Below are 26,893 nucleotides of genomic sequence, written 5' to 3' on the forward strand. Positions count from 1 at the left end.
CGGCGACCCGATTGCCGCTGGTGGACTTCAATCTCATACCGGGGGTGGTACTTCCGGAGGACCCGCCCGGCGGCCGGTCGGCGCGATAGTCGGCGCATGACCGAATCTCTCGCCGATCCGCACGTCGGCACCGCAGCGCGGCATCGTGCGGCGGACGCTCCAGCCACGGCCGGGCGCTCGCGATTGGTCGCGCTGGATGTGCTGCGCGGTATCGCGATCCTCGGCACGCTCGGCACCAACATCTGGATCATGACCCACCAGGAAGGGCTCGCGGGCTACTTCGATGAGTTGACGCAGCCCGCGACCGGCTGGATGTGGGCCGAGCGGGTATTGCAGCAGCTGGCGCAGGGCAAGTTCCTCGGGCTGCTCACCATCATGTTCGGCATCGGGCTCGCTATTCAGCAGTCCTCCGCGCAGCGTGGCGGGCGACGCTGGCCGGGCAAGTATCCGATCCGGGCCGGGCTGTTGCTGCTGGACGGACTGCTGAACTTCGTGTTCGTCGCCGAGTTCGACGTGTTGATGGGGTACGCGGTCACCGGGCTGATCGTCGCGTTCATCCTCACGACAAGTGAACGCGCGCAACGTCGCTGGCTGATCGTCCAGGCGGGTATCCACCTCGCGATCCTCACCGTCATCGGGCTGGCCATGGCGCTCGCGCCACGCGCGGATGCCGCCCCGCACAAACCGCTGGATCCGAATCCCTATGCGGACGGGTCGTTCTGGGACCTGGTGGTGTACCGGCTGCAGCACGCCGGCGAGTTCCGCTTCGAGACGCTGTTCGTGTTCCCCATGTCGGTGGCGTTGTTCCTGGTCGGGGCCAAGCTGTTCCGGGCCGGTGTCTTCCGGCCCGAGGGCGCGCCGATTCGGAAGTGGCTGATGATCGCCGGTTTCGGCGTCGCGGCGCCGATCGACCTGATCGCCGGTATCGCGGGCAACAGTGACTACTTCGTCTTCACCCGGTACGGCACCGCACCCGTTGTCGCGCTGGGCATCCTGGCCCTGGTCGCGGACTTCTACCTGCGCCGACCGCGGGTCGGGTTCGTCGGCCGCAGGCTCACCGAGGTCGGGCGGACCGCGCTCAGCTGCTACGTCCTGCAGAACCTGGTGGCGTCGATCCTTTGCTACGGATGGGGTTTCGGCCTCGCCGCCCGGGTCTCCCCCGATGCGCGGGTGCCCTTCACCGTCGGCATCTATCTGCTGGTGGCGCTGATCATCGTGACCGGAGCCCACTTCTGGTTGCGTAGGTTCGAACGCGGGCCGGTCGAATGGGCGTGGCATCGCAGCTACCAGGCGCTGGCCGGAAGGGCCTGAGCCAATCGTCAAAGTGAGTTGGCCGACTGCGCTTTCGTCGCGGTCGGCAACTCGATTCGGTCCATGACCACCCCGACATCGAGATTGGCGACACAGCCGTCGTCATCGAATTCGATGGTTCCCGCCACGCCGGAGCCATTGAATTCGAGCAACCGCTGGTCCTCGAGGAACGCGGTGACCAAACCCCTTCTACTCAGGTAACTCTGGGTGGCGCGCCGATGGTCGATCAGCGGCAATGCGTTTATGCCATGGGCGAGTACACGCGCCAGGACGGACGCGCTCGGCGGCGGTAGTTCGAAGGCCGGGTGCTCGACGAGAAACGCCACGCAGGTGCCGTCGGTGACGCCGCAGTACGAACTCCAATGCCCGGAAATCACTTTCGCGGCGTCCGCCAGCAGCTCCGCCACCTGGTGCGGCTCCGGTTTCGCCCGCCCCAGCGCGACCGGCATTTCGGCGGCACACAATTCGGCGACGCCGTATCGGAAGCCGAACTCGCGCACCATCCGCGCCACCGCGATCAACGACTTGGGAAAACCCCACGGATTCGCCCAGGCCCACAGCCACGACTCGCTATCGGCCGTGCCGAGCAGGTGAAACTTCGTACACACGAATGTCTGCTCCGCACCGATGAATTCGAGCCGACCCTCCTCCATATCGGCCTGCCACCGGTGCGAACCCAGCAGTTCTTCGACGTGTAGCCGGTGCTCGAGCGACAGTAACCCCGCGTCGTCGAGCAGCCTCGTCAAGGGCACAGGTTCGGACACCGGCATGAGCGTAGTCAACACATTCCCCCTCGTATGTATCGTCCGCTGCCACTAGTTTCATGAGGTGACCTTGGCCGACCGTTATCCGTTGCTGCACACCCCGACCCACTGGGCGTGGGGTGATATGGACGTCCGGTTCGCCACCGAAGCCCCACCCGACGAACTGGTCACCAACATCCATGTCGTCTGCTTCGTCGGCGACCATATCGTGCTGTGCCGCGACGATCGCGATATCTGGTTGCTTCCCGGCGGCACCCGCGAGCGGAACGAATCCATCGACGAGTGCCTCCGCCGCGAACTCCGCGAAGAAGCAGGCGCCCACCCTACCGGCCCGGTCCGCTGGCTCGGCGCGCACTACGCCACCAGCAATCTGGCTGCCCCCTTTCGCGATTGGCAGCCGCATCCGCACAAGGCCTGGCTCTGGTGCGCCGCAGACGTGGTCCTGGACTCGGCGCCGACCAACCCGGACGATGCCGAGCAAATCCTCGAAGTCCGCGCAGTTCCGCTCGCCGAAGCCCTACAGCTGGCCCGCACCGACGGCGACCATATGGCCGAATTGATCGCCCTGGCAGTCGAATTGCATCGCCCGGACCTCAGGGACTGACGGGACTACTTGACGCGCAACGCTTCCGGCCGGGCAAGCAGATCGCCGACGACCACGTCGCGTTCCAGCGGAACACCGAGACTGCGCGCGTTGCCTTCGAACAGCGCCAGCACCGATTCGGTGAGAATGCCTTCCACCTGATCCGAGGACAGGGTGGTCGCCGGGTCGGCGCGCCAGCTGTTCACCACGCCGTCGACGAAGCCGATGATGCCGAAGGCCATCGGGCGGGCCCGGCCCGGGTCGATGCCGAAGCGGGACAGCCAGATGGCGAACAGGTCGGCCAGCCGGCCGCCGATCCGGTCGCGCGCACCGGCCAGCGACGAATCACCCTGCGGCGCCGCGCCACCGATGAAGCGGTGCAGGTTCGGGTGGCGTTCGACCCAGCGAACGTAAGTGCCGACGGCGCCGCGGACGGCATCGCGCACCGTGCCGTCCGGGTCCAGCATCGGCATGACCTGCGCGAGTAGCGATTCCAGGATCTGGCGGCGGATCTGCTCGTCCAGGTCGCTGCGGCCGTCGAAATGGCGGTAGACCACCGGGCGCGGCAGCTTGAGCCGGTCGGCGATCTGCTGCACCGACACCTCGACGCCGTGCTCCTCGATGACGGTGATGGCGGCGTCGATCACGTCGGCGCGGCGCTGGGCCTTGTGCCCGTTCCAGCGGGTGGCGCGACCGTCCGTGACGGGGGGCTCGGGGTTTCCGCTGGTCGTGGTCACAGAATCACGATACCCGCACGACGGTTGACTGCGACAGCTCGTCTCACTAATCTAAATGTGACAGCTTGTACCGGATAGTCGACATGTTGGAGAGCAGTCATGGGCAACGAGGCCACACTGATCCCGCAAGAGTCCTTCGCGCAGCGCCTACTGACCGGATCGGTCAAGAAGTCCTACGACCCGGTGGTCGATATGGACTGGGACGCGCCACTCGATCCTGACAAACTCTTCCTCCCAGCGGAGGTCGTTTCGCTGTATGGCACCGAGCTGTGGGAGTCGCTGACCCCGCAGCAGCAGCGCGAACTGTCCCGCCAGGAACTGGCCAACGTGCTGTCGGTCGGCATCTGGTTCGAGAACCTGCTGAACCGACTGTTGTTGCGCGAGTTGCTCGCCGACGACCCGACCACCCGGCATTCGCATTACACGCTCGTCGAAATGGGCGACGAGTGCAGGCACATGATGATGTTCGGCAAGCTGATCGACCGCATCGAGGCGCGCCCGTACTGGCCGCGCCGCGCCGGTCGGCTGGCGATCGGCGTGCTGCCGATCTTCTTGCGCGGCTCCATGACCTGGGTCGGCGCGCTGGTCGGCGAGGAGATCTTCGACGCGATCCAGCGGCGCACCCTGGACGATCCGGAGTTGCAGCCCTTGGTTTCTCGCGCGATGCGCATCCACGTCACCGAGGAGGCGCGGCACATCGGTTTCGCCCGCGACGCGCTGGCCCGGATGGTGCCGACCATGTCGCGCGCCGAACTCGCCTACACCAAGCTCTGTGTCGCGGTCGCGGCGCCGTTGTTCGTCTACCTGCTGACCAATCGGCACATGTACACCCGCGCCGGTCTGGACGGGCGCGCCGCCCGGCGGATCGCGACCAACAACCCGGACGCGAAGAAGGCGCTCGGCATCGGTGCCGCGAATCTCGGTGTGTTCCTGCAGAAGCAGGGCCTGATCGGGCCGGTCGGCGAGTGGATCTGGCGGCGGCGGGGGCTGCTCGCATGAGCAACGACCCTGAAATCGTCATTGTCGGTGCCGGTTTCGGCGGTCTCGGCATGGCGATCGAGCTGCGCAAGGCGGGCATCGACGATTTCGTCGTACTGGAGAAGGCCGACGAGATCGGCGGCACCTGGCGGGAGAACACCTATCCCGGCGCGGGCTGCGACGTGATGTCGCTGATGTACTCGTACTCGTTCGAGCCGAACAAGCGGTGGACGCGAATGTTCGCCCGTCAGCCGGAGATCCTGGACTACCTGCGCCGCACGGCGGACAAGTACGACCTGCGCAGGCACATCCGGCTGAACTCCGACGTGGTGACCCTCGACTTCGACGACGCGACCGACCGCTGGGACATCGGCCTCGCGGACGGACGGCAGTTCCGGCCACGCATCGTCGTGATGGCGCCCGGTCCGCTGCACGAACCCTCGGTGCCGGAGTTCCCCGGCCGGGACACGTTCCGCGGCAAGAGCTTCCACTCGGCGCAGTGGGACCACGACTTCGACGTCCGCGGCAAGCGGATCGCGGTCATCGGAACCGGTGCCAGCGCGGTGCAATTCGTGCCGCAGATCGCCAAAGAGGCCGCGCAGGTGACGGTGTATCAGCGCACGCCGCACTGGATCGTGCCGAAACCGGACCGCCCGCTGTCTCGGGTGGAGCACGGGATGTTCCAGTATCTGCCTGGCGCGCAACGGCTTTACCGCTGGGCCGTGTACTGGGGCTACGAGGCGATGATCCCCGCGTTCATGAACCCGGAGCTGATGCGCCGGGTGGAGACGGTCGCCCGCGGCCATCTGCGCCGCCAGGTGCACGACCCGGACCTGCGCGATCGGCTGACCCCGGACTACCGGCTCGGCTGTAAGCGAATCCTGGTGTCCAACAACTTCTATCCGGCATTGCAGCGCGACAACGTCGAGCTGGTGACCACGCCCATCGCGCGCCTCACCGAGTCCGGCATCGCGACCGTCGACAGCGCCGAGGAGAACTTCGACGCGATCGTCTACGGCACCGGTTTCAAGATCTCCGACCGGTTCGCCGATCAGCACATCGTCGGCGCCGACGGCCTTGCCCTGCAGGATGCTTGGCGCAACGGCGTGGAGGGTTTCCTCGGCGTCGCCGTGCACGGCTTCCCCAACATGTTCCTCATCGTCGGCCCGAATTCCGGTGGCGGACACCAGTCGATCGTCTTCATGATCGAGGCGCAGGCCCGCTACATCCGCCAGTGCGTCGAACTGCTGCGCAAGACCGCCAGCACCAGAATGGAGGTGCGCGCGGCGACCCAGCACGAGTTCAACCGCCGCACCCAGCAGAAACTGGCAGGCACCGTGTGGAATGCGGGCGGCTGCGACAGCTGGTACCTGGACGAGCACGGCGTCAATCGCGCCGCCTGGCCCGGCTCCAGCGTCTCCTACTGGCGCACCATGCGGCACCTGGATCCCGGCCACTACGACCTCACCGTTGCCGCCGATCGTGAACCGGCACACGAGTATTCGGGCCCGGCCACGCTCGACTCCCCCGGCTCGCTGCTCGCGGTGACCGTCACCCTCGGCGGCCACGCCGACCCCATCGACGGCAGCTACCACTGGTACGGCCGGATCACCGGCGCCGACCTGCCCGATCCCGGCCGCGCCGAGGTCTTCCTGACCCTCCCCGGCCGCTTCCCCACCGCGGGCCGCCTCCAAGAGCGCGACCCCTGGGGCAACCTGCGCATCGTCGGCCTCGGCGACCCGCCCTACCCCCTGGAGCCCGCCGAGGTCCGTTAATCAGTGGGGCCCGATGACCGACTCCGGCAGAATCGAAGTCATGGCAACGGCAACCTGGCAGGGCCGCGTCCTCGCGAGCAGCGACGACACGGTCATCGTCGAAGGCAACCACTACTTCCCACCCGATTCCGTGCACACCGAGTTCTTCCAGCCCTCGCAGACCAACACGTTCTGCCCCTGGAAGGGCACCGCCAGCTACTACACCGTCGTGGTCGACGGCGAGACCAACACCGACGCCGCCTGGTACTACCCGGACCCGAAGCCGGAGGCGGCGCAGATCAAGGACTACGTGGCCTTCTGGCGGGGCGTGGACGTCGCCTGACCGGCAGCCGCACACCTTCTGACATCCGCACGCGTGTCATAACGGCGATTCGCTGTGCGGGAAATCAGCAGGTGTGCGGCTGGATGCGGATCTGTCGTTCGCACAAAGAATCGGCGGCAGGTTCGGCATTCTGCCGATACCCAGCGGTTGGATTATGCGGTGGGCTGGATCACACGGCGGTGCGCGGCACCGTCGAGATCGATCCGGAAGGCCCCCATGACATTGTCGTCACCGCGATTCGCCGCGGCCAGCGTGCTCTGCTGCGCACTCACCTTGGCCACGGCACCGATGCACGCGAACGCCGACCCGGGACAGACCTGGTTCGTGAGCGCGACGGCCGCGGCAGGCGGAAACGGCACGGAAGCAACGCCTTTCAACTCCTTACCAGCCGTGCAGCAAGCGTCGGGTGACGGTGACACGATCGTCGTCCTGGCCGCGCCCGTTGGCACACCGCCGCTGGATGGTGGCATCGCCCTCAAACAGGGCCAGCATCTGATCGGCCGCCAAAGCCCCGGAAGCATTGCGGCCGTGGCCAATACGACCGCCGCCAACGATGGTGACGCGATCCGCCTGGCACCTGACACCGAGGTCCGCGACCTCACCGTCACCAGCGCCCAGCGCGGCGGCATCTACGGCCGCAATGTCGGCACGACGGTCCTCGCGGGCAACACGGTCGCCGCCACCAACCGCGCCTGCCACGACGGCTTCCTGGTGCAACCCTTCCCGCCGATGGTCGGCGTCCCGTTCGGCATGTCGCTCCCGGTCGCCCCGAACGTCGTCGCACTGAACAACGGCTGGGCGGGCATCATGATCGACTCCGACGCCGGGGCAAGCACGCTCACCATCGAGCGAAACACCGTGCACGACACCGCATGTGGCGACGGCATCGACGTCCGCACCACCGGCACCGCACAGGTCACCGCCACCATCACCGACAACCTGACCGAGAACATCAACGAGGGCATCGCGAAACTCTCCGTCCTCGCCCTGGGTATGCAGAGCACCGGAACCTCCGCGCTCACCGCCACCCTGCGCGGCAACACCCAGCGCGGCATCGCGCTCCCCGCGAACGATCCGCTCAACGCCGCCGCCGACAGCGAGGGCATCTTCGTCAACGCCGCCGACCGCGCCCGCATGCGAATCACCATCGACCGCAACAGCTATCGCCACGGCGGCGGCCACTTCTCCGCCAACGGCATCGAATTCGTCACCAGCAACGGCACCCCGGACAGCGAGGTCACGCTGACCAACAGCGAATTCATCGATGTCCCAGGCGATATCGTGCAGAACCTGAACCTCAGCGCCGAGGGTGCCCGGCACGTGATGACCATCGACGGCCTCACCGCCGCCGGTGCCAGCTTCCCCGCCGCCGCACTCAACCCGCTGGTCCCCGGCAACCTCGGCAGCTGCCTGTTCTCCGCCAGCTTCGGCCGCGACAACACCACGGCGCTGACCCTGCGCAATGCCCAGCTCAGCCGATGCAGCGCCGACGGCATCGGCGTGTACGCCTACTCCCCCGCCGGGCCCGCCCCCGCCAAGGCGACCATGCGCTTCGATATCGCCGACACCACCGTCGCGGACAGCGCCGTCGCCGACTTGCACGTCCGCACCGTCGGCGACCTGGCCGAGCTCGCCGGGAAGATCGAACGATCCCGTTTCGCGGGCAAGGTCACCCTCGGGCAGAGCGACAGCAATCTAGGCGCGGGTTCGGTCATCGACTTCGGTGGCGGCCGCCTAGGCAGCGCCGGAAACAACTGCTTCGCGCCGACCACCGGGGCCGAACTGACCGTGCCGGGCCTGCCGGTAGACCATCCGGGATCCTGGCCGACCTGTGGCTGAAACCCGCCGACCGGCCGACCGGGCCCGGCCACCCGGTTCAGTTCGATCTTCGACGGTGCTCGAGTGACGCCAGAGACCTCAATTTGGTCAAGTGCACAATGTCGCACGCCACACTCTGCGCGTTTGTCGCTAGCGCACACACTCGCTCATGCGTTCTGCTGATAGATGACGATGAGGTCAGCCCCGTCCCCAGACGACCGGCACGGCCTCAGCCCTTCGCTAGCAGAGGTTAGGTTCTTGGTTTCATCGACAGTCCCGGCGGCCGCCCGCCCGGACACGCTATGTGCGGCGTTCCAGTCAAACGTCGCGAAGTACCCGGACGCGGTCGCGCTGCGCACACTCGGCGGTGCCATCTCGATCACCTGGCGCGAATACGGCGAACGAGTGCAGGCCATCGCGACCGGCCTCGCCGCCCTCGGCGTCGAACCGGGCGACACGGTCGCGATCATGCTGACCAACCGCCCCGAGTTCCACCTCTGCGACACCGCCATCCTGCACGCCGGCGCGACACCGTTCTCGGTGTACAACACCAACCCGGTCGACCTGCTCGTCTATCAGTTCAGCAATGCGCGCAACAAGGCCGTCGTCTGCGAGCGTCAGTTCGCCCCGAAGATCCTGGAGGCGGTCGCCAAGGCCGCCGCGCAGGGCATCCACGTCGAGCACGTGATCTGCGTGGACGAGGCGCCCGAGGGCACCATCGCGCTCACCGATGTCGAGCGGGCCACCGCGGGCAGCTTCGATTTCGACGCCACCTGGCGCAAGGTGCAGCCCGACGACCTGCTCACCATCGTCTACACCTCGGGCACCACCGGCCCGCCGAAGGGCGTCGAGCTCACGCACACCAACTTCATCGAAAACGCCCGCGTCCTAGACCAATTCGGCGGTGGCGGACCGGACGACCGGGTGATCTCCTACCTGCCCGACGCGCACGCCGCCAACCGCTGGTTCGCGCACTATCTGACCTTGCTCGAGGGCTGCCAGATCACCACCGTCGCCGACTTCAAGCAGGTCGCAACGGCTTTGGCGGAGGTGCACCCGAGCGTGTTCCTCGGCGTGCCCCGGGTGTGGGTGAAAGTCAAAGGCGCACTGGAGGAACGGTTCGCCACCGAGTCGCCGGTCAAGCGCCGCCTGATCGACTGGGCGATCGGCGTCGGCCGCAAGAAGGCCCGCGCCACCTCCGACGCCCGCACCCTCGGCGCGGTCGACCGGCTCCAGTACGCGCTGGCCGATCGCCTGGTGCTCGCCTCGATCCGCGACGGCCTCGGCCTCGACCAGGTCCGCATCGCGGTCACCGGCTCGAACGCCATCCCGCCGGAGGTGCACGAGTTCTTCCTCGGGCTCGGCATCCCGCTGTGCGAGGGCTACGGCATGAGCGAATGCACCGCGGGCGCCACGCTCAACCCGCCCGAGCGGGTCAAGATCGGCACAGTCGGCACCCCGCTGCCGGGTGCCGAGGTCAAGCTCGCCGACGACGGCGAGGTGCTGATCCGCGGCAAGATGGTGATGCGCGGCTACCGGGACGACCCGGCCAAGACCGCGGAGACGATCGATAGCGACGGCTGGCTGCACTCCGGCGATATCGGCACCATCGACAGCGACGGCTACCTGTCGATCGTCGACCGCAAGAAAGAACTGATCATCAACGCGTCGGGCAAGAACATGTCGCCCGCCAACATCGAGAACACGGTCACCGACAACTGCTCGCTGATCGGCACCGTGGTCGTCATCGGCGAGCAGCGGCCGTTCAACACCGCACTGCTGATCCTCGATCCCGATCTGGCCGCCGCCTACGCGCAGCGGCACAACCTGGCCGGGACCACCGTCGCGGAGCTGTCCAAGGATCCGGAGATCTTGACCGCGATCGAACAGGGCATCGCCGCCGCGAACAGCAAACTGTCCAGGGTCGAACAGATCAGGAAGTACATCGTGCTCCCGGAGGTCTGGGAGAACGGCAGCGACTACCTGACCGCAACTGGCAAACTCAAGCGCAAGCCCATCTCGAGCGGCTACACAGATACCATCGAAGCCCTGTACTCGACCTAAGTCCGGGAAGAAGAACCAGCATGATGCCATCGCGGACTCGGGTGTTCGACGATCTCCATCGGCGGACCGCGTCGATGCTCGAAGCGTTCTACGCCGCGCTGCCGCCGTACCAGCGGCTGCCGCAGTCACTGGTGGAGACCGACTTCGCCCGAGGCACCAAGCTCAATGTGGACCTGTTCTTCGAGTACCTGCGCCGCGGCGAGGAGCCGACGGAGGAGGACACCAGGGAGCTCGTCGAGCTGGCCATGGACCGGTTGCGCGACGGCACTCCGCTGCCGGAGGTGTTGGAGCGCTACCGGTTCGGCGCGGCGTTCATCTGGGAGCGGCTGCGCGCCTCGGCCAGCCCGGCCGAGCGCGAACTACTCTTCGACGCGTCGCTCATGCTGCTGAAGTACGTCACGCTGGTCGCGTCGCGGATCGCCACCGCGGCCACCCAGCGCGTGCACGACCCACGCTGGGAGCTGCTGGAACGCAGGCGCGGCATCGCCGACGCGCTGCTCACCGGCCGCGACCCGGTGGAATGGGCGAACGATCCGGTGATCCCGGTGGCCGACGCCTTCCTCGTCGCGGTGTTCCGCCTGTGCGGCACCCGCGGCGGGCCCGCGTCGGCGCTGCGGCATCGGGTCGAGGCCATCCCCGGGGTGTTCCTGCGGCTGGACGCGGGCGGCTGGACCGCGCTGATCCCGCTGCAGTCCGGCGACGACGGATCGGCCACGCTGTCCGGGCTCACCTCGCGGCTGCCCGCGCAGGAGCCGACCGAGCCGCCGCCGTACTGGGTGGGCGTCGGCGCGGCCCGCAGCAAGGACGCGATCCCGACGATGTACGCCGAGGCGCGGGTGCTCGCCGAATTGGGCCGGTGCCTCACCCGGCGCGACATCCTGTGCCGCAGACAGGATTTGCAGTTCGAGTACACGGTCGCGGTGAGCGATGCGGCCCGGCCGGGTCTGGCGTCGGTGCTCGCACCGCTGGACGCGCAGCCGATGCTGGCCGAGACCCTGGAGGTGTTCGTGGACAGCGGTTTCAATCAGCTGGCCACGGCGCGGCAGCTCAATGTGCACCGAAATACGGTGACCTACCGGCTTTCCCGGGTGCACGAGCTGACCGGACTCGACCCGCATCGTCCGGCCGACGCGATGACTCTGTCCGCCGCGCGGCTGGCCAGGCGACTCGAATCCGCCTCGTTCGCCCCGTAATCCGCCGCTGTGCTCCGTAATCGGCTGCGGCAAAACAACTTTTAGGCACTGTTACAAAATCTCGTCGAATCCTCTTGTGTATTGCCAGTGTTGCGGCACCCCGCTTATGCGTTGTGCTGTGTAGCGACGATGAGGTCAGGCGTGACCGCCGAACATCCGGACACAATCCGGGATCAGGCGGGCCCAGTTTTCGGCACTCGAACCGCGGTATCGGCCGGCGGACGGGTAGCTCGCCGCCCGGCTTCGACCATAGCCAGCAAAGGTTCAGGTAGTTGAGAATTATGTTCCGGGCGCGAGCCTTCCGCCGCGCCGTGCCGGTCGCCGCCGCCGTCACCGCCGTCGGCTTGATCCTGCAGTTCGCCCCCGCGGCAAACGCGGTGCCCACCGCGGGCCCGGTGCCGAACGCGCCGGCGAACTTCGGCCTGCCCGCCGACTATCAGCCGACGCCTGAGCAGTACGGCATCGCCTACGAACTGGGACACATCGTTCCGCTCGCCGACGGCACCCAGCTGCAGACCGAGGTGCGCTACCCGACCGACCCGGCCACCGGCCAGCGCGCCGCAGGTGAGTTCCCCGTCGTCGTCAACTTCACCACCTACGGCGCGGTGTCCAGCGCCCTCGCCGCGGCGGTGACCAGCGTGATCGACACGCTGCACATCCCGCTGCCGGACCAGCTGAAGGACGCGCGCCGAATCATCAACCAGGCCACCAGCGCTCAGGACATGCTGGTGCGGCGCGGCTACATCGAGGTGATCGCCGACGTGCGCGGCACCGGCGGCTCGACCGGCGCGTGGAACCCCGCGTCCCAGCAGGACGGCCTGGACGGCGCCCAACTGGTCGACTGGGCCGCGAAACTGCCCGGCGCCAACGGCAAGGTCGGCATGTACGGGTACTCGTTCCCCGCGCTGTCCGCGTTGCGCACGGCCGAATCCGTGTCGCCCGGTTCGCCGCTGAAGGCGATCGTGCCGATGGCCATGCCGAACAACATCTTCAACGAGGTGCTCGGCCACGACGGCATGATGAGCCCGATCCTGCTCACCGCCATCTCGGTGCTGGTGCCGTACCTGAGCCTGATGGGTCCGTTCATCACCGCGGTGGTCTCCCCGCAGATGTTCCTCGAGACCCTGGTCGATCATCTGCAGGCGGTCGTCTCCTCGGACAGCACGATCAAGTTGCTGCTCGAGGCGTACGGCGGCGGCCCGCTGGCCTACGACGGTCAGTGGTGGCAGGACCGCCGGTTCGAGACCGACCTGAACAAGGTCGTCGCGAACGACATCGCGATGTACCAGGTCGGCGGCCTCTGGGATCTGTATCAGGAAGGCCCGTGGCGCAACTACTCCCAGCTGCAGAACCTGGCCGCGGGCAAGGACCAGTTCGCGCCGATGGCGCCGGGTCAGGCCACCGACGGCCGGTTCCAGCTGCTGATGGGCCCGTGGTACCACGTCGGTCTCGGCTTCGGGCCCGGCTCCCGGATGGACACCGACATGATCACGCTGGCCTGGTTCGACCGCTGGCTCAAGGACATTCCGAACGGCATCGACAAGACCAACACTCCGCTGCACGTCATCGACCCGAACAACATGGCGGTCGCCACCGCCCGATACCCGTTCGAGCAGGCCGGAATTCAGCAGCGATACTTCGACGGTGATCGCCTGGTCGCGCAGCCGCCCGCGGTCGCGGACGCGTCGGATCGCTTGGACTACACCGGCATCGACACCATCTGTAACCGGCAGAGCCTCGGCCAGTACAGCGCTGGCCTGTTCGACTTCCTGTTCCGCCTGTTCAATGCCTACAACCCGTGCACGGAGTGGGTGCAGGAACCGGTCGCCGGTCGCCGCTACACGATGGAACCGGTCGCCGAGCCGACCGTGCTGGCCGGGCCGAGCAGCGTCACCCTGTACGCGTCCTCGACCAGTAATGACGCGGCCTTCCAGGTGTGGCTCGACGATGTCGCGCCGGACGGTTCGGCGGTCAACATCACCGGCGGCTCGCAGCTGGCCAGCCAACGCACGTTGAACGACGAAAAGACTTGGCGCGCAACGGATGGCACCATTTACGCGCCGGAGCACGTGATCCGTAAGGACGCCGAGCAGCTGCTGACGCCCGGCGAGGTGACCAAGCTGGAGGTCAAGATCCGCCCGACCTTCTACCGACTGGAGCCGGGACACGCGCTGCGACTGCGGATCACCAGCGGCACCTTCCCGTCGACCATGCCGATTCCGACCGATTTGCCGCGTTTGCTCGGTTCGTCCCAGCAGATTCATCGGGATGCGGCCCGGCCGTCGAGCCTGGTCGTGCCGCTGGCACCGGCGTCCGCGTTCGGCGGCTGAGACAGGACTGAACACTCGGGCCGGAATCGTGCGAACCTGGTGTGCCCCAGGTCACGTCTAGCCCCGCTTCAGCGACGGTACCTGTAAAGATCGTGCAAACCTGGGATGAATTCCAGGTGCATTGAGACACATTGTCCGGCAATCTCTCAGCTACCTGAACATTAAGCGTTTCACATCCCCGCTGGCAGCGGCGTTGCACTCGGCGATTGCGCCGCCCGCAACGCCGTTGTCCGCGATTCCGGGGCAAATATCGGTGATCAGGCTCACCGTCACATTCACCCAGAATTTCTTCTACAGTTTGTCTCGTTCCGGTCCGACGATGACGTCCCGGAGCCGTTCGGACAAAGTTCTCGGATGCAGGCCGAAATTCTTGTCACTATTCGGATCGGCAATTCCCTACCGCGCAAGGGAATCGCCGATGGGCAGCTGAAGGTGTGTCATGGAATTCATCGAACTGGCCGATTATCCGTTGCCTAGCGGCCGTGTGATCGAGTGGCTCCCGACAGCCACTGCACACTGGGCCGACTGGCCGCGAGATACTCGTGCCGTTTCCTATAATCACGAGCATCATCTTCGAGATGCGGTGGAACACAGTCGAATACGGGATCGTCGCCACTACTGGCTAGGGCACGCCTACCGGATCGACGGACCGCTCGACCCGCAAGCCTGGCGTACCGCCTTCGATGCCTGGATCGACCGGCACGAGGGTCTGCGCTCGCATGTCGCCATCGAGGGCGGCCAGCCGGCCAGGTACACCTTGCCGCCCGGTGAGATCCGGGTACAACCGGTCGACGCGGGCACGCCGACCTCGACAATGGCGACATATCGCCTGGTACACGGGCTACTCGACGACGGAACCTCGCCGCTGCGCTGGCCCTCCTACGTCGCCGTGACCATCGCGAACCGCGACAGCTTCACCGTCGTGTTCGCCGCCGACCACTCGATCATGGACGGCTACTCGACCGTCTCCACCGGCGGTGAGCTGCACGCGCTCTACAACGCGGTGCGGGCGGGCAAGTCCGCGGAGCTGTGCGATACCGGCAGCTACGTCGACTTCTGCCATGACGAGCGGGTCCGGGCGACCGCGGCCACCGCCGAGAACCCGGCGGTGCAAACCTGGCAGACGTTCTTCCCGGAGAACACCGAGAACAGCCTGCCCTGCGGCACGCTCAGCAAAGTCGCCGCGGCGCCGATCGAGTTCACCGGTCCGGCGGAGGCCTCGACGCGGCGGGCGCCACAGCGCAACCTGTCGGTCGAGGTGCTCGACGCCGACGCGGCGGACGCGGCCTCGGTGGTCGCCAGAGAACAAGGTCAGGGGCTGTTCGCGGCCCTGCTGGCCGCGTTCGCGGTGACCACCACCGAGCTCGGCGCCGGGCGGGATTTCCGCACGGTGATCCCGCTGCACACGCGCACCGAACAGCAGTGGGCCGACACGCTCGGCTGGTTCGTCGGGCTCGCGCCGTTCCAACTGGATTGCGGTCCGGCCCGCAATCTCGCCGAGCTCATCCGGCCCGCGGGCGAGGAGCTGCGCCGCACGCGCGGTGCGGCGACGGTGCCGTTCGGGCGGGTCTGCGAGTTGCTCGGCACCAGGCCGCGCATCTCCTTCATGGTGTCGTATATGGACGTGCGCGGCGCACAGTCCGCCCCGACCTGGGTCGACACCAACACCCGCTGGCTGCGTAGCCGCAACGTCTCGGCCGACGAGTTCTTCTTCTGGTTCGTCCGCACGCAACACGGCGTGACGCTCAACATGCGCTATCCGGGCACCACCAAAGCGACCCGTGACATCCACCGGCACGTACTGCGGATGCGCGACCTGCTTGCCGAGTTCACCCGCTATGGAGATGCCCGAATCCGTCCGATCGAAGGAGCGCCGCTGTCATGGTAGAGATGACCCTCACCGAGCATTGGCAGCCGAAACCCGGCGTGCTACTCGAGTTCACCACCACCGCGGCGAGCCAAGCTGCCACCGAAACCACCGCGCCCTCCGACATTCCCGCGACCTACCTGCAGGAATCGCATATCCGCCGCTGGTCGGCGCGCAGGCAGACCAACGACCCGCTCGCCTCCGAGCTCTCGTTCTGCTTCTCGGTCGCGCGCCCGCTCGACGCCGAAGCACTGCGCCGGACCTACATCGCCTTCCTGCAGCGCCACGAGACCTTGCGCTCGTGGTTCCGGATCGACGAGTCCGACGGCGGGTTCGCGCTGACCAGATACCTGCTCGACCCGGCGGCGGTCGACCTGGAAACCCATACCCTCGACACCTTCACCGACAGCGGCGAGCTCCGCGACACCCTGGTCGCGAAGTTCAAGGCCAACGCCAACCCGACGCGCTGGCCCGCAATCGTCTGCTGCGCGATCGACCACGGTGCGGACGGCTTCACCGTCGTCTACAGCGCCGACCACGCGTTCACCGACGGCATGTCGGTGCTCACCTCCACCTACGAATTCCACGCGCTCTACACGGCATTCAGCACCGGCCAGGAGCCGGTGCTGCCGCCGGTCGGCAGCTACGTCGAGTTCGCGCGGACCGAGCGCGCCGCCGTCGCCGCACGGCCGCCGGAGTTGGAGCAGCTGGCCGGTCTGCTCGCCGAGAAGGCGCATGGGGTCCGCGCGCTGCCGATCGAGCTGGGCCTCGCGCCCGGTGCGGTGGCCGACAGCTTCGGCACCAAGGTCGACATGCTCGACGCGGCCGAAATCGACGCGTTCGCCGCGGCGTGCAAGAACGCGGGCGGTTCGTTCTCCGCGGGGCTGTATGCCGCGGTCGCCCTGGCCGAGCTCGAATTCGCGGGCCGGACCAGCTATCTGGGCATGAATGTGGTCGGCACCCGAAGCGAGCCGCAGTATCAACTCGCGCAGGGTTGGTTCATCAACCTGATGCCGATCGCGTTCGATCTCGAGGGGGCGCGTCGGTTCACCGATCTGATCGGTCGAGCCGGTGTCGCACTGGACTGGACCAAGCCGCTGGCGAACGTCCCGATCCATGCCGCGCTCGACCGGGCGGCCGCGCTCACCGGAACGCCGCTGCCGGTCACGACGGACTGGCCGTGGGTGTCCTACCTGGACATGCGCGCGGTGTCCGGTCCGGCACTGGCGGCCGCGATGCCCGGCGTCTCCGGGATCAACGGTCTCGGCTCACGCAGCAAGATCGGGCAGACCTCGCCGATCTGGTTCAACAGAGAGCTGGAGCGGCTGCACGTCACGATGATGTACCCGGACACGCCGGTCGCGCACAAGTCGGCCGCCGACTATCTGGGGCAGATCAGAACCACCTTGCGCGCCATCGCCGACACCGGTGATTTCGCGGTCACCGCACCAGCTCTCGCGAGGTCATGATGCAGTTGCTTTTTCTCGACCAACTGAATGCACCACCGGGCACCCTGCTCGAATGGACCGCGCTCGCCGAGCCCGGTCCGACGCCGGACGCGACACCGCCCTCCGCCAACCAAGCGATCCACCTGTCCTCGACCGGGCCGACGATCTGGCTCGCCGCGAACTTCGACGTAGCGGGCCCGATCGACGAATCCGCACTGCAGACGGCTTTTTCGGTGTGGTTGCCGCGCCACGACGCGCTGCACTGCAGCTTCGAACCGCCGTCCGACGGCAAGCCGCCGTCGGTGCACGTGGTGGTGGACACCGATATCAAGCTCATCCCCCAGCAGGCGGTCGAGACCGCTTCCACCGATGAGCTGCGCACCGTGCTCGGCGCGCGGCTCGATCAGGCCTGCTCGCCGTTCAGTTTCGCGCCGTACTTCCTCGGCGCGATCAGCAGGCCGGAAACCTCCACCATCGTCTGCGGATTCGATCACGCGGTGTGCGACGCCTGGTCGATCACCATCGCGGTGGCGGAACTGGACGAGCTGTACCGGGCCGCCTGCGAGGACGGCAACGACGGTGCCGTCGCGGCCGCCGACCGACTGCCCGAGCCGGGCAGCTTCCTGTCCTACTCGACCCGCGAGGCCGCCATTCCGGCCGCGGCCACCGGGCCGTTGATCCGCTCGTGGCGCGATTTCCTGCACGCCGCGGGCAACGATCTGCCGCACTTCCCGCTCGACCTCGGTCTCCCGGCCGGGTCGGTGGCGCCGTTCGGCAGCGATGTGCGCTTGCTGCTCGGCGCGATGGCCGCCGATGCGCTGCATCGCAAGTCGCGGGCCGACGGGTATTCGATGTTCGCCGCACTGCTGGCCGCGGTCGCGATGGCCGCGGCCGAGCTCGGCGGTCGCGCCGGGACCGACCTGGTGTTCCCGGTGCACACCCGGCGAGAGCCGCGGCACCACAACACCTTCGGCTGGCTGGTGTCCAACGCGCCCGCGCACGTACCGGTGGCGCACGACTTCTGCGCCACCGCGCAGGCCGCCGACGAGGCGGTCCGTACTGGGCAGCGGTTGGCGCGGGTCCCGGCCAACCGCGTACTCGCCGCGATGGGCAGTGACCTGCGCCGGACCAGGCAGGACCTGTTCAGCGTCTCCTACACCGACTACCGGCGACTACCGGGCGGTTCGCGCAGCGACACCACCCGCACGGTGCCGCGAAATCCGGCGCAGCTCAGTCGCAGCGCACCGTTGGACGACGTCCAGCTGTGGTTCACCCGCACCGATGACGGGCTCGCCTTGCGCACCCGTTTCCCCGCGACACCCACCGCGGGACCGCTGATCGGTGAGTTCCTCGACAAGGTCGCCGGGACCTTGTCCGCAGCGGTCTCGGTCCGGGTATGAGGGCCCGGTACTCGCCCAGCGTCCAGCCCGCTCGACAGGTCGACTCGGTGCCCTCGACTCCGAGGGCGACGAGTCGCGCGACGGCGGCCTTGTTCGGGCCCCGACGATCGACAAAGTACGACTGCCGGGTAGTCGAACCCGATAGTCTCAGCACAGGATCCAGCGAGGAATTCCTCGTGAAAGCCGGGAGCATCCGACGATGAAGGCTCTGGTAAGAAACGACTTCTCGACGTCATCGGACGCCGAAGCCACCGCCGCGGCACAGTGGCAGGGCACCGCCCTGCTGCGGCCGGGCGTGCTGGCCTTCGAAGGCGAGATCCGACAGACGGAATTACACGCCCATCACGCCGTGCAGATCATGGCCGCATGTACCCCCGTCATGGTCGTGGACGGCAGCGGGGTGCGTCAGCAGGGCACGCACATCATCGTGCCCACCGACGCGCCACATCGGGTCTGCGGCGGCTCCAGGCACGGCATCGCGATCTACCTCGATCCGGAAACCGTCGCGGGTGCGGCCGCCGACCGGCGGGCACACCTGCACGGGTGGGTGCACGCGCTGAAGGTCGATCCGGAGCACGGCAACCTGGCCGACCACGTGGCCGACGTGCTCGCCGATCTGCTGCGCGACAACGCGGCAGCCGGCCCGGACGACCGGCACGGCGTGGTGACCGCGGCGTTGCAATTGCTCCCCGACATGGTCAAGGACGGGTCGGTGCGCGGCTCGGATGTGGCGCGGCAACTGGGCATTTCGGCGACCCGGCTGACCCACCTGTTCACCGAACAGGTCGGCATCCCGTTGCGCCGGTACATCCTCTGGCTGCGGCTCTACATCGCGATGGACGGCGTGATGGCCGGTGACGACGTCACGACCGCGTCGGCGTCGGCCGGGTTCGCGGACAGCTCGCACCTCACCCGGACCTGCCGGCGCACCTTCGGGCTGCCGCCGTCGATGATGAGCCGCGACGTCGACTGGGACATCAGCCTCTGAGTTGACGGTGCCGGGCAGTATGCTCGGAGCATGATCTCGCGGGCTCAGCTGATGGCGTATGCGGTTGTCGCATTCGTGCTGCCCGCGCTCGTGCTGTTCGCGATACCGGCGGGTGAGCCGGGGTCGGTAGCCATGGTCGGCATGGTGGCGGCGTCGCTGTTCGTCGCGCTCACCACGCTGCGCCCGGCCGTCGCGCTGCCGGTCCCCCAGGTCGGTTCCGGTCCGCCGCCGTCCGCGCAACGCCGCCGACGTGGCTCCTTCCTGCGCCAGAGCAATCCTGACACCCCCGGGCGTCCGCGCCCACGAGCGCCAGGGTTCGCGACCGCCTGACGATCACCTCCGCACCTGCTGCGGGGTGTCGTCGGCGTTGTCGTCGACCCCTTCCGTTCTCGTGCGCACCCGCACGCCCACAGTCAGGTGCTGTCCATGCTCGACTTCGTCTATTACCCCGTGTCCGCCATTCTCTGGCTCTGGCACTACGTCTTCGCCGCCGCCTTCGGACCCGCCAGCGGTCTTGCCTGGGTGCTTTCGGTGATATTCCTCGTACTAACTCTCCGCGCCGTCCTTTTTACACCATTTCTCAAACAGGCCCGCACTCAAGCAATTGTCAAAAAATTGCAACCGAATGTTTCCAGGCTGAAACAAAAATACAAAAGCGATCGTCGGCAGCAGGCGACCGAACTACAGAAACTGTATAAAGACAACGGCATCAATAGCTTCGCGACACTGATTCCGATGATCGGTCAGGTATTCGTCTTCATCGGCCTGTTCCATGTGCTGCGCTCGTTCGACCGCACCGCAGCGGTCGGCCACCTGCCGTTCCAGGCCATCGCGACCCCGATGTCGGCGGCGCAGAACGCCGCGACGCCCAACTACGTCTTCAGCGCTACCGACGTCCAGTCGTTCCTGCAGGCGAAGGTCTTCGGCGCCCCGCTGTCGGCCATCCTCGCGGGCTCGGGCGACATCCTGGCAACGGTGGCCGTGATCGCCGTCCCGCTGATGCTGATCGCCGCCATCGCAACGCATTTCACCGCACGCGCGTCGATGTCCCGCCAGGACACCACAACCCAGATCCCCCTGATGCGCCCACTCACCCTGTGGGCCTTCCCCGCGTTCACCCTGATCGGCGGCGCACTGGTCCCGGTGGCGATCCTGCTCTACTTCGTCACCAACAACGCCTGGACGCTGGCCCAGCAACACTTCGTCTACCACCGCCTCGACGCCGAAGCCGCCGCCGAGGCAGAGCGGACGGCCACCGCCCGCGCCCAGTTGGCTCCCAAACCCGGTGCCAAACCCGTCCGGGCACAGTCAGCTCCGAAGGTTGGTGCCAAGCCGAACCGCGCGCAGTCGACCCCCAAGCCCGGCGCTAAACCCGTCCGGGCACAGTCAACTCCCACGCCTGACGCCAAACCCATCCGCGCCCAGTCCACCCCGAAGGTCGGCGCCAAGCCCAGCCGTCGCCGCTGAAATCCGGTGGTGGGCGCGCCATTTCGCGCCCACCCCGATCAGATCTCGTCGAGTGTCTCAGGTGCGGGTCGGGCTTCGACGTAGTACTCGGCCGAGAGGGCCTTCAGCCACGGGCGGACTACCGCCGGTGCCCACTGCGCCGACGGGTCGTGCAGCACCGCCGGATCGGTCAACTCGATGGCCCGGCCACGCGTATGCAACGTGAAACTGCCTGCGGCACTGATGTTTTTGGCCCAGTCGACGTTGCGACCGTAGGTCAGCGCGATGCGGTAGCTGCCGTCGCGCTGGAACACCGAGACCGGAGTTCGATACTCGCGACCGGACTTTCGGCCCTTGTGCTCCAGGATGGCGAACCCGGGCGCACGCCCGGCGAACAGACCTGCGGCGGGGTTGGTGGCATACCGGTTGAATTTCGCCAGTGCGCGGGGAAGCACCATCGGCGCGGTCCTCTCTCGAGTCGGCGTGCGGGCCTAAGGTTACTCTCGAGCGGTGTCAGCGCAGCCGGAACGAGTGCAGCAGCAGTCCGAGATGATCGCCGTCTACGACGCGGCGGGCGGGGTGGTCGGCGCCGCCGATCGGGCCGCGGTCTACCGCGACGGAATGTGGCATGCCAGTGCCGGTGTGCTGGTTCGTTCCGGCGACGGCGAGCGGATCTACGTGCATCGCCGCACCGATACCAAGATGGTCTTCGCGGGCATGCACGACTGCCTGGCGGGCGGTGTGGTCGACCCGGGGGAATCCCCGGAAGAGACGGCTGTCCGGGAACTGGCGGAGGAACTCGGCATCACACTCACCGGCACCGAAACGCTACGACCTGCGGCCAAGGCGGCCTGGGACGGCGAGTGGCAGGGAAAACCCATGCGCTGCCACGTGTTCGCCTACGAACTGCGCTACGACGGACCGATCCGTCATCAGCCGGAGGAGATCGCCGACGGCTGGTGGTGGACCGACGCGGAACTGCGCGCCCACCTGGCTGACCCGGGCTGGCCGTTCGTACCGGACACCCGGGTACTCGTCGACGATCTACTCACCTGAGCGCTCTACTCTCGGGCGCTCGTCCTATAGCGACGCGATCAGGCCGCGCTGCCACTGCCGAGCGACAGCAGGCTGGTGAAAACGTTGGTGAAAACATCGAGCAATTCCATTAGATCTCCGTTTGTTGGCTTATCGATGAGCCCCGGAGCTTCGACGACCGAGATGGTCGATGCATGAACACCGAGTGAACACCGATGGTCGCCGCACCGGGTTTACCCGGAGGAGGCTACCGAACTGGCCCACGCGGCGAAAGCGCCGGGGTTGCGGGTCTGCAGCAGCACCCGGCCTGGCCCGACGAAGTCGAAGACGAAACCCTCACCGGACTTCAGGGATTGGATGGACCGGCCGACCACCGCCCGGCGGATGGTGAAGTTCATCGCGAGGTCGTAGGCCACCACGTGTCCGGTGTCGATGGTGATCGGCTCGCCCGGCTGCAGATCGATGACGTCGATCGCGCCGAACACCCCGACGACGATCTCGCCCTCACCGTGCGCGCGCAGCCCGAAACCGCCCTCGCCGCCGAACAGGTTCGCGAACCCGCCCCACTTGCTTTCCACCTGCACGCCATGGGAATTCGCGATCCAGCCGCCGCGGCTGATGAAGTACGGGCGATCCTGGGTGATCTGCAGATTCAGCATGTCGCCGGGCAGCGCGGGCGCCACATCCACCCAGCCGCCCTGCTCCGGCGCGGTGAACGTGGAGACGAAGAACGATTCACCGGCGAGCACCGAGCGCTTCAGTCCGGCCAGGATGCCGCCTTCGGCCTTGGCCGCCAACGTGACTCCCGCAGAGTGCGCGACCATGGCGCCGCTCTCGACCCGCATCGGTTCGCCGCCCGCGAGGAAGCACCGCGCGATGGTCGAGGCGGGGTTGTGGCGCAGTTGTACCTTCATATTCTGCGACCCTACCGGCTGATTCGCGGCGGTAGGGACACCCCTATCGGGGCTTTGACGGCTTACTCCAGCGACCGCAACGCGGCATCGTCACGGGCGACCACCGCGCCGCCGTCCGTGGTCAACACGATGGGCCGTTGGATCAGCCGCGGATGCTCGGCGAGCGCCGCGATCCACCGGTCCCGATCGGCGTCGGTGCGACCCCATTTCGACATCCCGAGATCCTTGGCGATCTGCTCGCCGGTGCGGGTGATGTCCCACGGTTCGGCGCCGAGCCGCTGCAGCACGGCCCGCAGTTCGTCGGCGGTCGGCGGGGACTCGAGGTAGCGCCGCACCGAGTACTCGACGCCTGCCTCGTCCAGGAACTTCGTGGCATTGCGGCTCTTCGAGCACTGCGGGTTGTGCCAGATCTCCGTCTGCCCAGATGTCATGCAAGCAGGGTACCGAGCGGTTCGTGCGCCAGGGCCGACCTAGGCGCGGCGACACCGTTTGATCCCCGTTCAGCTGGATAAGCTCGACTCGATGCGTAAACGACTTAGCCGGATCAACGCCCTGGATCGCAGCCTCGTGCAGCGCACCGCGCGCTTGCGACCGACGCCTGCCGACCAGTTCCTGCGTTCACTCAGCATGAGCGCCAACCACAGTCGCCTCTGGATGGCGATCGCCGCCGTGCTCTTCGTGGCGGGCGGCCGGGCCCAGCGGCGCGGTGCGGTGCGCGGTCTCGCGGCGGTGAGCCTGGCGAGCGGTCTGGCAAACGGTGTCGCCAAGCCCTTGTTCCCACGGCGAAGGCCGCCGGTAGAGGCGGTGCCGCTGCTGCGGCGGTTGGTGAAACCGCCGGTGTCCTCCTCGTTCCCGTCGGGCCATGCGGCCTCTGCGGCGGCGTTCACGACGGCGGTGGCGCTGGAGGCGCCGGGGACAGCCGCGGTGATCGCGCCTCTCGCGGTGGCCGTTGCCTACTCGCGGGTGCATATCGGGGTGCACTGGCCCTCCGATGTGGTGGTCGGTGCCGCGTTAGGTTCCGGTGTCGCGCTGGCAACCCGGCGGTGGTGGGCGGTGCGTGACGACGAACCCGCCACGCTGGGTCCGGCGAAGCGGACCGAACCGCTCCCCGCGGGACGCGGGATGCTGTTCGTGGTCAACCCGTCCTCGGGCACCGACGACGGCGGCGAGTTGGCGGATCTGCTGCGCCAGCGATTGTCCGCGGCGCAGATCCTCGAACTTCAGGGCGACATCGACCTCGAGGCCGAAATCGATGCCCGGGTGCAGCGCGACGATATCGCCGCCCTCGGCGTGCTCGGCGGCGACGGGACGGTGTCGACCGTGGCGGAAGCCGCTGTGCGGCACAACCTTCCGTTGGCCGTCTTCGCGGGCGGCACGCTCAACCACTTCGCGCGCGACATCGGGGTGGAGAATCCCACGACGACCCTCGCCGCGCTCGAATCGGGTCAGCTCGTACTCATCGACACCGCCCGCGTGCGCCTGGACGACGGCGAGGAACGCACCTTCGTCAACACCGCCAGCCTCGGCGGCTACCCCGACTTCGTCCGCCTGCGGGAACGCTGGGAACGGCGCGTAGGCAAGTGGCCCGCGGCCGGATTCGCCATGCTGTGCGTGCTGTTTCGCGCGCAACCCCTGCACGCCACGATCGACGGCAAGCGCAGCTCCCTCTGGATGCTTTTCCTCGGCAACGGCGCGTACCACCCCGCTGACCAGATCCCGATGTCACGTCCCAGGCTGCACGACGGCACCCTCGACGTCCGCTATCTCCGTGCCGACCTTCGCTTTTCGCGCCTCCGCCTGATCTTCGCGACCTTCACGGGGACATTGGATCTTTCGGATACCTACGTGCATCAGCGCGTCGGGCACCTGGACGTTCGAGTCGACGGCGCCCCGGTATCGCTGGCCACCGACGGCGAAGTCAACCACAAGGCCAAGCGATTGGACTTCGCCAGTCAGCCAGCCGCTTTGGCCGTCTTCCGGGAACCGCTGCCCGACGACGCGGGGTAACCGATCACCCGTTCGTGCACGGCGTTTCGCGATGACGACCCCTGTCGACGGCCGATACTGGGGCCATGACTGAGCAATCACCGGCCGAAAACCCGTACGGGACCCCGTCTACCACCGGCCCGGAGCCGCTGCGGTCGTATCAGGGCACGATGAACCAGGTCGTCCGAACGCTGCTTCGGATTCCGGTGATTTCCGGTTTCATCGGCAAGCGCCTCATGACGCTGCACATCGTCGGGCGCAAGTCGGGCACGGTTTACGACGTGCCGGTGGCCTACACCGACAACAACGGCACCCTGCTGATCGGCACGGCCCTGCGACCGTGGGTCAAGAACCTCCAGGCGGGCGGGCCGGTCGAGGCGTCGATGGGCGGGAAGCCGCGGTCGTTCGATCCGGTGGTGCACACCGGCGAGCAGGACGTCATGCGGCTGTACGAGATCATCGCCAGGGACAACCGGACCAACGCGAAGTTCAACGGGATCGGTTTCGGCGCCGACGGTTCGCCGAACAAGGCCGACCTGTATCAGACATGGCAGCAGGGTGGTGTCGTCATCGCGTTGACGCCGCACTGAGGCCCGCGAGATCTACGCTCGCGGGCCTCGGCGGGTCAGGTCACGTACTCGTCGGCGACCGCCAGCACCTCGTCGACGATTTCCAGCCCGACCCGCAGCTCGTCCGCCGACGTGGTGAGCGGCGGCGCGATCTGAAAACGGTTGCCCGCGTTGAACGGCCACAGCCCACGGGCCTTCGCGGCGGCGGTCACCTTCGCCATCGGCTCGGCCGCCGCACCCGCCGCGGCGAACGGTACCAACGGCTCCCGCGTCTGCGGGTCACGCACCAGATCGAGCGCCCAGAAGAAGCCCAGCCCGCGCACCTCGCCGACGCTCGGATGCCGGGATGCCAACTCGTGCAAGCCTTTTCCGAGTAAATCCGCGCCCACCGAACGCACGTGCTCGAGGATGCCGTCACGCTCGAAGATGCCGATCGAGGCGACACCCGCCGCACACGCCAGGGGGTGCCCGGCGTAGGTGAGACCGCCGGGATAGACGGTGTGGTCGTAGCGTTGCGCGATGCGTTCGGCGATGAGCACACCGCCGAGCGGGACGTACCCCGAGTTCACACCCTTGGCGAAGGCGATGAGATCCGGCGCGACATCGAACGCCTGCACGGCGAACCACTCGCCGACCCGGCCGAAGCCGACCATCACCTCGTCGGCGATGTAGACGATGCCGAATTCGTCGCAGAGCGCCCGCACGCCGGCGAGGTAGCCCGGCGGCGGGATCAGCACGCCGTTGGTGCCGACGACCGTCTCCAGGATCAGACCCGCGATGTTCTGCGGGCCTTCCAGCTCGATTACCTGCCGCAGGTGGGTCAGCGCGGCCGCCGTCTCCTCCTCGGGAGTGCTTGTGCCCCAAGGCGATCGGTACGGGTACGGACCGAAAAACCGCACCACGTCGACATTGGTCGGCTCGGCGCCCCAGCGGCGCGGTTCCCCGCTCAGCCCGATCGCCACGCCGGTGCCGCCGTGATAGGAGCGGTACGCGGCGAGCATCTTGGTGCGGCCGGTGAAGCTACGGGCCAGTCGCACCGCGTGTTCCACCGCTTCCGCGCCGCCGGTGGTGAACAGGATCCGGTTCAGGTCGCCGGGGGCGCGTTCGACGATCAGCCGGGCCAGCTCGCTGCGCGCCTCGTTGCCGACGGTCGGCGAGATGGTGGTGAGCAGCTGGGCCTGGGCGATGATCGCGGCGATCATGTCCGGATGTTGGTGGCCGATATTGACATTCACCAGTTGCGAGGAGAAGTCCAGATAGCGGTTGCCGTTGTCGTCCCAGAAGTAGGAGCCCGACGAGCCGACGATGGCGGCCGGGTTCAGCTCGGCCTGTGCGGCCCACGGATAGAAGACGTGATCGCCCAAA

At 67.4% G+C, this 26,893-nt stretch carries 25 protein-coding genes; 18 read left to right on the forward strand and 7 right to left on the reverse strand.

From position 1 onward, the window contains the following. Positions 1–96: 96 nt before the first annotated feature. Entirely contained in the window at positions 97–1,311 is a 1,215-nt protein-coding gene (locus tag ACQPW1_RS31790) for a DUF418 domain-containing protein (RefSeq protein WP_433655445.1), read from the forward strand. Between the two features lie 8 nt (positions 1,312–1,319). On the opposite strand, the gene ACQPW1_RS31795 is transcribed toward ACQPW1_RS31790, so the two are convergent. Further along, on the reverse strand, positions 1,320–2,075 hold the full coding sequence (locus ACQPW1_RS31795; protein WP_433655446.1) for a DUF6882 domain-containing protein: 756 nt from the start codon (positions 2,073–2,075) through the stop codon (positions 1,320–1,322). 64 nt (positions 2,076–2,139) lie between these two features. Between ACQPW1_RS31795 and ACQPW1_RS31800 the strand changes: the two genes are divergently transcribed. Continuing rightward, entirely contained in the window at positions 2,140–2,679 is a 540-nt protein-coding gene (locus tag ACQPW1_RS31800) for an NUDIX hydrolase (protein ID WP_433655447.1), read from the forward strand. 5 nt (positions 2,680–2,684) lie between these two features. On the opposite strand, the gene ACQPW1_RS31805 is transcribed toward ACQPW1_RS31800, so the two are convergent. Continuing rightward, positions 2,685–3,395, reverse strand: a complete 711-nt coding sequence (locus ACQPW1_RS31805; protein WP_433655448.1) for a TetR/AcrR family transcriptional regulator — start codon at positions 3,393–3,395, stop codon at positions 2,685–2,687. 99 nt (positions 3,396–3,494) lie between these two features. On the opposite strand from ACQPW1_RS31805, the gene ACQPW1_RS31810 reads away from it, so the two are divergent. From ACQPW1_RS31810 to ACQPW1_RS31820, 3 genes are read left to right on the forward strand one after another with little or no spacing between them, the layout of a single operon-like run. Then, positions 3,495–4,394: an AurF N-oxygenase family protein gene (locus tag ACQPW1_RS31810; protein ID WP_433655449.1), complete on the forward strand. Its 900-nt coding sequence runs from the start codon at positions 3,495–3,497 to the stop codon at positions 4,392–4,394. Beyond that, positions 4,391–6,148, forward strand: coding sequence for a DUF4873 domain-containing protein (locus ACQPW1_RS31815; RefSeq protein ID WP_433655450.1), 1,758 nt, complete (start codon positions 4,391–4,393; stop codon positions 6,146–6,148). The genes ACQPW1_RS31810 and ACQPW1_RS31815 overlap by 4 nt, the downstream gene beginning before the upstream one ends. Before the next feature lie 40 nt (positions 6,149–6,188). Next, positions 6,189–6,470 (forward strand): DUF427 domain-containing protein, encoded by a 282-nt coding sequence (locus ACQPW1_RS31820; protein ID WP_433655451.1) that lies wholly within the window; start codon positions 6,189–6,191, stop codon positions 6,468–6,470. A gap of 152 nt (positions 6,471–6,622) precedes the next feature. On the opposite strand, the gene ACQPW1_RS31825 is transcribed toward ACQPW1_RS31820, so the two are convergent. Beyond that, the gene (locus tag ACQPW1_RS31825) at positions 6,623–6,829 is read right to left on the reverse strand and encodes a hypothetical protein (RefSeq protein WP_433655452.1); all 207 of its coding nucleotides are present in this window, start codon (positions 6,827–6,829) and stop codon (positions 6,623–6,625) included. A gap of 31 nt (positions 6,830–6,860) precedes the next feature. Between ACQPW1_RS31825 and ACQPW1_RS31830 the strand changes: the two genes are divergently transcribed. The 10 genes from ACQPW1_RS31830 (at position 6,861) to yidC (ending at position 21,045) form a co-directional block, all read left to right on the forward strand. After that, positions 6,861–8,309, forward strand: coding sequence for a right-handed parallel beta-helix repeat-containing protein (locus tag ACQPW1_RS31830; RefSeq protein ID WP_433655453.1), 1,449 nt, complete (start codon positions 6,861–6,863; stop codon positions 8,307–8,309). Positions 8,310–8,546: 237 nt separating this feature from the next. Further along, a complete protein-coding gene (locus tag ACQPW1_RS31835; RefSeq protein ID WP_433655454.1) occupies positions 8,547–10,352 on the forward strand; it encodes an AMP-dependent synthetase/ligase in 1,806 nt (601 codons plus the stop codon). 20 nt (positions 10,353–10,372) lie between these two features. Next, on the forward strand, positions 10,373–11,545 hold the full coding sequence (locus tag ACQPW1_RS31840) for a PucR family transcriptional regulator (protein ID WP_433655455.1): 1,173 nt from the start codon (positions 10,373–10,375) through the stop codon (positions 11,543–11,545). 281 nt (positions 11,546–11,826) lie between these two features. After that, complete coding sequence (locus tag ACQPW1_RS31845; RefSeq protein ID WP_433665380.1) at positions 11,827–13,875, forward strand: CocE/NonD family hydrolase; 2,049 nt, start codon at positions 11,827–11,829, stop codon at positions 13,873–13,875. 583 nt (positions 13,876–14,458) lie between these two features. Further along, on the forward strand, positions 14,459–15,763 hold the full coding sequence (locus ACQPW1_RS31850) for a condensation domain-containing protein (RefSeq protein WP_433655456.1): 1,305 nt from the start codon (positions 14,459–14,461) through the stop codon (positions 15,761–15,763). Further along, on the forward strand, positions 15,757–17,211 hold the full coding sequence (locus ACQPW1_RS31855; RefSeq protein WP_433655457.1) for a condensation domain-containing protein: 1,455 nt from the start codon (positions 15,757–15,759) through the stop codon (positions 17,209–17,211). The genes ACQPW1_RS31850 and ACQPW1_RS31855 overlap by 7 nt, the downstream gene beginning before the upstream one ends. After that, positions 17,208–18,590 (forward strand): condensation domain-containing protein, encoded by a 1,383-nt coding sequence (locus ACQPW1_RS31860; RefSeq protein ID WP_433655458.1) that lies wholly within the window; start codon positions 17,208–17,210, stop codon positions 18,588–18,590. Before ACQPW1_RS31855 ends, ACQPW1_RS31860 begins: the two co-directional genes overlap by 4 nt. Before the next feature lie 199 nt (positions 18,591–18,789). Then, positions 18,790–19,578, forward strand: a complete 789-nt coding sequence (locus ACQPW1_RS31865) for a helix-turn-helix transcriptional regulator (RefSeq protein WP_433655459.1) — start codon at positions 18,790–18,792, stop codon at positions 19,576–19,578. A 30-nt stretch (positions 19,579–19,608) separates the two neighbouring features. Then, complete coding sequence (locus ACQPW1_RS31870; RefSeq protein WP_433655460.1) at positions 19,609–19,908, forward strand: DUF6412 domain-containing protein; 300 nt, start codon at positions 19,609–19,611, stop codon at positions 19,906–19,908. A gap of 96 nt (positions 19,909–20,004) precedes the next feature. After that, positions 20,005–21,045 (forward strand): membrane protein insertase YidC, encoded by a 1,041-nt coding sequence (yidC, locus tag ACQPW1_RS31875; RefSeq protein WP_433655461.1) that lies wholly within the window; start codon positions 20,005–20,007, stop codon positions 21,043–21,045. A gap of 38 nt (positions 21,046–21,083) precedes the next feature. On the opposite strand, the gene ACQPW1_RS31880 is transcribed toward yidC, so the two are convergent. Further along, a complete protein-coding gene (locus tag ACQPW1_RS31880; RefSeq protein WP_433655462.1) occupies positions 21,084–21,482 on the reverse strand; it encodes a nitroreductase family deazaflavin-dependent oxidoreductase in 399 nt (132 codons plus the stop codon). Between the two features lie 91 nt (positions 21,483–21,573). Here ACQPW1_RS31880 and ACQPW1_RS31885 point away from each other — a divergent pair, with 91 nt between their 5' ends. After that, on the forward strand, positions 21,574–22,080 hold the full coding sequence (locus ACQPW1_RS31885) for an NUDIX hydrolase (protein WP_433665381.1): 507 nt from the start codon (positions 21,574–21,576) through the stop codon (positions 22,078–22,080). 212 nt (positions 22,081–22,292) lie between these two features. Here the strand turns inward: ACQPW1_RS31885 and ACQPW1_RS31890 are convergent, their stop codons facing one another. After that, positions 22,293–22,973, reverse strand: a complete 681-nt coding sequence (locus ACQPW1_RS31890) for a TIGR00266 family protein (RefSeq protein ID WP_433655463.1) — start codon at positions 22,971–22,973, stop codon at positions 22,293–22,295. 62 nt (positions 22,974–23,035) lie between these two features. Beyond that, entirely contained in the window at positions 23,036–23,404 is a 369-nt protein-coding gene (locus ACQPW1_RS31895) for an arsenate reductase family protein (protein WP_433655464.1), read from the reverse strand. Positions 23,405–23,495: 91 nt separating this feature from the next. Here ACQPW1_RS31895 and ACQPW1_RS31900 point away from each other — a divergent pair, with 91 nt between their 5' ends. Then, on the forward strand, positions 23,496–24,980 hold the full coding sequence (locus ACQPW1_RS31900; RefSeq protein ID WP_433655465.1) for a bifunctional phosphatase PAP2/diacylglycerol kinase family protein: 1,485 nt from the start codon (positions 23,496–23,498) through the stop codon (positions 24,978–24,980). A gap of 65 nt (positions 24,981–25,045) precedes the next feature. Beyond that, entirely contained in the window at positions 25,046–25,549 is a 504-nt protein-coding gene (locus ACQPW1_RS31905; RefSeq protein ID WP_433655466.1) for a hypothetical protein, read from the forward strand. Between the two features lie 35 nt (positions 25,550–25,584). Here ACQPW1_RS31905 and ACQPW1_RS31910 read toward each other — a convergent pair whose 3' ends face one another. Further along, positions 25,585–26,892: an aspartate aminotransferase family protein gene (locus ACQPW1_RS31910; protein WP_433655467.1), complete on the reverse strand. Its 1,308-nt coding sequence runs from the start codon at positions 26,890–26,892 to the stop codon at positions 25,585–25,587. Position 26,893: the final 1 nt, after the last annotated feature.

Source organism: Nocardia sp. CA-128927 (assembly GCF_050955855.1).
Classification (GTDB): Bacteria; Actinomycetota; Actinomycetes; order Mycobacteriales; family Mycobacteriaceae; genus Nocardia.

Bases quoted from the DNA above. Each gene is read 5' to 3' on its own strand.
- ACQPW1_RS31790 (WP_433655445.1), top strand. From the start codon at position 97: ATGACCGAATCTCTCGCCGATCCGCACGTCGGCACCGCAGCGCGGCAT.
- ACQPW1_RS31810 (WP_433655449.1), top strand. From the start codon at position 3,495: ATGGGCAACGAGGCCACACTGATCCCGCAAGAGTCCTTCGCGCAGCGC.
- ACQPW1_RS31815 (WP_433655450.1), top strand. From the start codon at position 4,391: ATGAGCAACGACCCTGAAATCGTCATTGTCGGTGCCGGTTTCGGCGGT.
- ACQPW1_RS31820 (WP_433655451.1), top strand. From the start codon at position 6,189: ATGGCAACGGCAACCTGGCAGGGCCGCGTCCTCGCGAGCAGCGACGAC.
- ACQPW1_RS31840 (WP_433655455.1), top strand. From the start codon at position 10,373: ATGATGCCATCGCGGACTCGGGTGTTCGACGATCTCCATCGGCGGACC.
- ACQPW1_RS31845 (WP_433665380.1), top strand. From the start codon at position 11,827: ATGTTCCGGGCGCGAGCCTTCCGCCGCGCCGTGCCGGTCGCCGCCGCC.
- ACQPW1_RS31855 (WP_433655457.1), top strand. From the start codon at position 15,757: ATGGTAGAGATGACCCTCACCGAGCATTGGCAGCCGAAACCCGGCGTG.
- ACQPW1_RS31860 (WP_433655458.1), top strand. From the start codon at position 17,208: ATGATGCAGTTGCTTTTTCTCGACCAACTGAATGCACCACCGGGCACC.
- ACQPW1_RS31865 (WP_433655459.1), top strand. From the start codon at position 18,790: ATGAAGGCTCTGGTAAGAAACGACTTCTCGACGTCATCGGACGCCGAA.
- ACQPW1_RS31870 (WP_433655460.1), top strand. From the start codon at position 19,609: ATGATCTCGCGGGCTCAGCTGATGGCGTATGCGGTTGTCGCATTCGTG.
- yidC (WP_433655461.1), top strand. From the start codon at position 20,005: ATGCTCGACTTCGTCTATTACCCCGTGTCCGCCATTCTCTGGCTCTGG.
- ACQPW1_RS31880 (WP_433655462.1), bottom strand. From the start codon at position 21,482: ATGGTGCTTCCCCGCGCACTGGCGAAATTCAACCGGTATGCCACCAAC.
- ACQPW1_RS31885 (WP_433665381.1), top strand. From the start codon at position 21,574: ATGATCGCCGTCTACGACGCGGCGGGCGGGGTGGTCGGCGCCGCCGAT.
- ACQPW1_RS31890 (WP_433655463.1), bottom strand. From the start codon at position 22,973: ATGAAGGTACAACTGCGCCACAACCCCGCCTCGACCATCGCGCGGTGC.
- ACQPW1_RS31895 (WP_433655464.1), bottom strand. From the start codon at position 23,404: ATGACATCTGGGCAGACGGAGATCTGGCACAACCCGCAGTGCTCGAAG.
- ACQPW1_RS31900 (WP_433655465.1), top strand. From the start codon at position 23,496: ATGCGTAAACGACTTAGCCGGATCAACGCCCTGGATCGCAGCCTCGTG.
- ACQPW1_RS31905 (WP_433655466.1), top strand. From the start codon at position 25,046: ATGACTGAGCAATCACCGGCCGAAAACCCGTACGGGACCCCGTCTACC.